This is a genomic window from Phenylobacterium sp., assembly GCF_035276905.1.
Taxonomy (GTDB): domain Bacteria; phylum Pseudomonadota; class Alphaproteobacteria; order Caulobacterales; family Caulobacteraceae; genus Phenylobacterium.
Genome location: NZ_DATELG010000261.1, coordinates 1 through 3,218, shown reverse-complemented (window position 1 = coordinate 3,218; position 3,218 = coordinate 1). Strand labels below are relative to the sequence as shown.

Sequence of the window (3,218 nt, the reverse complement as noted above, 5' to 3'; positions counted from 1 at the left end):
CCCGGCCGCCGCCGCCAGCGACAGCCGCCAGGGATCGATGCGCTCGCCCCGCCGCAGCAGCGCCGCGCCGGCCGCGAAGTCGCCCCCGGCGGGGCGGATGTTGGCGAAGGCCTTGGCCGCCGGGACGCGGACCCGGTCGCCGTCGCGCTCGGCGTCCTCCTGGATGACGACCGTGTCGCAGCCGTCCGGCACGGCGGCCCCGGTGAAGATCCGCACCGCCTCGCCGGCGCCGACCAGGCCCGGATAGCCGCGCCCCGCGGCGCTCTCGCCGACGATCGCGAGCTCGCCCGGAGCATCGGCGGTGCGCAGCGCCCAGCCGTCCATCGCCGAGGCCCGGAACGGCGGCTGATCGCGCACCGCGGCCACGTCCTCGGCCAGCACCCGGCCGATCGCGGCGGCGACGGGCACAGTCTCGGCGGCCAGGGCGGCGACCTCGGCCAGCATCCGCGCGCGGGCGTCTTCGACGGTGAGGAGCTTCATGGGTTTGTTCAACCTCGCAAGATCCTCCCCCTGAGGGGAGCATCTGTTCACCCCGCCTTCCAGTCCCCCGACTTCCCGCCGGTCTTCTCGACCAGCCGCACCGCCTCGATGACCATGCCCTTCTCGGCGGCCTTCAGCATGTCATAGAGCGTCAGGCAGGTGACCGAGACGGCGGTCAGGGCCTCCATCTCCACGCCGGTGGGGCCGGCGGTTTTCACCCGGGCGGAAACGGAGAGCCCGCCTTCGGCCGGCTCGACCCGGACCTCGACCTTCGACAGCGCCAGCGGATGGCACATCGGAATCAGCTCGGCGGTCTTCTTCGCCGCCATCACCCCGGCGATCTCGGCCACGGCGCGGACGTCGCCCTTCCTGCCCTCGCCGGAGAGGGCCAGCGTGAGCGTGTCCGGCGCCATGCGCAGGAACCCTTCGGCCACCGCCTCGCGGACGGTGGCGGCCTTGCCGGAGACGTCGACCATGCGCGCGCGGCCGGTCTCGTCGATGTGGGTCAGGCGGCTCAATGTTCCAGCAACCGCGGCATCAGCTCGACCATGTTGCAGGGGCCGTGGCGGCTGTCGAGCTGCGGCCCGATGACCTTGTCCCAGCCGTCCTTCACCGCCCCATTCGAGCCCGGCAGGCAGAAGACGAAGGTTCCGCCGATGATCCCGGCCAGCGCCCGCGACTGTAATGTCGAGAGCCCGACCGATTGATAACTCACAAGGTGGAAGACCACCGAGAAGCCGTCGAGCTCCTTGTCGAACAGCGGCCGCAGCGCCTCGGGCGTCACGTCGCGGCCGGTGACGCCAGTGCCGCCGGTGGTGACGATCGCCTCCACCCCGGCGTCGATCCAGGCGCGCACTTCCATGCGGATTCGTTCGACGTCGTCGCGCACGATGGCGCGGCTGACCAACGCGTGCCCCGCCTCCTGGATGCGGCCGGCCAGGATGTCGCCGGACGTGTCGTTCGAGGCGTCGCGGCTGTCGGAGACGGTCAGCACCGCCATGCGGACGGACTTGCGCGGCTTGGCTTCATCGATCCGGCCGCCGGGGGCCAACGTCGGGGCGCTCATGGCAAGCTCCTGGGAATGACAGGCGGGCCTTTTACCGCGACCCCGCGGCGGAAGCCTACTCCCAGCGGGCGATGTCGGCATGATCGCGGGCGTGCGGCTCGATCCAGCGCGCGCCGGCCGGGCCGTGCTCCTTCTTCCAGAAGGGGGCGCGGCTCTTCAGATAGTCCATCAGATAGTCGCAGGCCTCGAAGGCCTCGCGGCGGTGGCTGGCGGCGGTGGCGACGAAGACGATCGGCTCGCCCGGCGCGATCTTGCCGACGCGGTGCAGGATCATCAGGTCCGCGAGGCCGAAGCGCTGGCGCGCGCGCTCGGCGATCTCGCCGATCGCCGCCTCGGTGAAACCCGGATAGGCCTCCAGCTCCAGGACGGTGGCGGCGCCGGCTTCGGCGCGGGCGATACCGGTGAAGCTCGCCACCGCGCCCACCTCTGAACGGCCCTGACAGAAGTCCGAGAGCAGGGCGCCGGGGTCAAAGCGGTCTTCGGTCAGCCGGATCATCCGCCGCTCATCGGTGGCAGGAAGGCGACCTCGGTCGCCGCCGAGAGGGCGGCGTCACCGCGGACGATGGCCTGGTCGAGCGCCACCTGCACGCCGGGCGCGGCCAGCGCCTCGCCCAGCGCCGGATCCTCAGCGCCCAGGGCGCGACGCAGGTCTTCCAGGCTGACCGCGGCCAGCTCGCGCTCGCGCCAGCCGGCGAGGTCGCGCAAGGGGCCGAAGAGGAGCACGCGCGCCATGGTTCAGCCGCCGGTGGTCGACATGTGGCGGGCGACCGAGGGCGCCTCGCCGCGGCCGATGTGGAAGTCGTGGCCCTTCGGCTTGGCCGAAACGCCGTCGCGGATCGCGCGCGCCAGCTGGGCGTCCGAGCCGCCGGCGCGCAGCACGCCGCGCAGGTCGGTGGCGTCCTCCTGGCCCAGACAGGTGTGCAAGGTCCCGGTGCAGGTCAGCCGCACGCGGTTGCAGGCCTCGCAGAAATTGTGGCTGAGCGGGGTGATGAAGCCCAGCCGCCCGCCGGTCTCGGCGACCTGGACGTAGCGCGCCGGCCCGCCGGTGGAGAGCGCAAGGTCGGTCAGGGTCCAGAAGCTCTCCAGCTCGCGCCGTACCTTCGCCAGCGACAGGTACTGGTCGGTGCGGTCGGCCTCGATCTCGCCCATCGGCATGGTCTCGATCAGGGTGACGTCCAGGCCCCGGCCGTGCGCCCAGGCGATCAGCTCGGGCAGCTCGCCGGCGTTGTCGTGCGCCAGCGCCACGACGTTGATCTTGACGTTCAGGCCCGCGGCCCGGGCCGCCTCGATCCCGCTGAGCACCTTGGCCACCTCGCCGCCGCGGGTCAGCCGCTTGAAGAGCTCGGGGTTCAGGGTGTCGAGCGAGACGTTGATGCGACGCACGCCCGCGTCCGCCAGCTCGCGGGCGAACTCCGAGAGCCGTGTGCCGTTGGTGGTGAGGGTCAGTTCCTCCAGCGCCCCGGAGGCGAGGTGGCGGCCGAGCGAGCGGATCAGGTCCATCAGGCCCTTGCGCACCAGCGGCTCGCCGCCCGTGATGCGCAGCTTGCGGGTCCCCAGGGCCACGAAGGCGCTCGCCACCCGGTCGAGCTCTTCCAGGGTGAGCAGCTCGGCCCGCGGCAGGAAGACCATGTGCTCGGCCATGCAGTAGACGCAGCGCAGGTCGCAGCGGTCG

At 72.2% G+C, this 3,218-nt stretch carries 5 protein-coding genes and 1 pseudogene; all 6 read right to left on the bottom strand.

Annotation, left to right across the window (positions count from 1 at the left end):
- A pseudogene (locus VJS38_RS12350) lies at window positions 1-480 on the bottom strand (molybdopterin molybdenumtransferase MoeA); the annotation flags it as partial.
- 47 nt (window positions 481-527) lie between these two features.
- Window positions 528-998 carry a cyclic pyranopterin monophosphate synthase MoaC gene (gene moaC, locus VJS38_RS12345; RefSeq protein WP_324088447.1) on the bottom strand — a complete coding sequence of 157 codons (471 nt, stop codon included), beginning with the start codon at window positions 996-998 and terminating at the stop codon, window positions 528-530.
- A complete protein-coding gene (gene moaB / locus VJS38_RS12340) occupies window positions 995-1,546 on the bottom strand; it encodes a molybdenum cofactor biosynthesis protein B (RefSeq protein WP_324088446.1) in 552 nt (183 codons plus the stop codon). Before moaB ends, moaC begins: the two co-directional genes overlap by 4 nt.
- A 55-nt stretch (window positions 1,547-1,601) precedes the next feature.
- Window positions 1,602-2,042: a molybdenum cofactor biosynthesis protein MoaE gene (locus VJS38_RS12335; protein WP_324088445.1), complete on the bottom strand. Its 441-nt coding sequence runs from the start codon at window positions 2,040-2,042 to the stop codon at window positions 1,602-1,604.
- Window positions 2,039-2,278 carry a MoaD/ThiS family protein gene (locus tag VJS38_RS12330; RefSeq protein WP_324088444.1) on the bottom strand — a complete coding sequence of 80 codons (240 nt, stop codon included), beginning with the start codon at window positions 2,276-2,278 and terminating at the stop codon, window positions 2,039-2,041. The genes VJS38_RS12335 and VJS38_RS12330 overlap by 4 nt, the downstream gene beginning before the upstream one ends.
- 3 nt (window positions 2,279-2,281) lie before the next feature.
- The coding region (gene moaA, locus VJS38_RS12325; protein ID WP_324088443.1) for a GTP 3',8-cyclase MoaA at window positions 2,282-3,218 on the bottom strand (937 nt) is incomplete at its 5' end.

Coding starts and splice junctions, on each gene's coding strand:
- VJS38_RS12330 (WP_324088444.1), bottom strand. CDS start 2,278: ATGGCGCGCGTGCTCCTCTTCGGCCCCTTGCGCGACCTCGCCGGCTGG.
- moaB (WP_324088446.1), bottom strand. CDS start 1,546: ATGAGCGCCCCGACGTTGGCCCCCGGCGGCCGGATCGATGAAGCCAAG.
- VJS38_RS12335 (WP_324088445.1), bottom strand. CDS start 2,042: ATGATCCGGCTGACCGAAGACCGCTTTGACCCCGGCGCCCTGCTCTCG.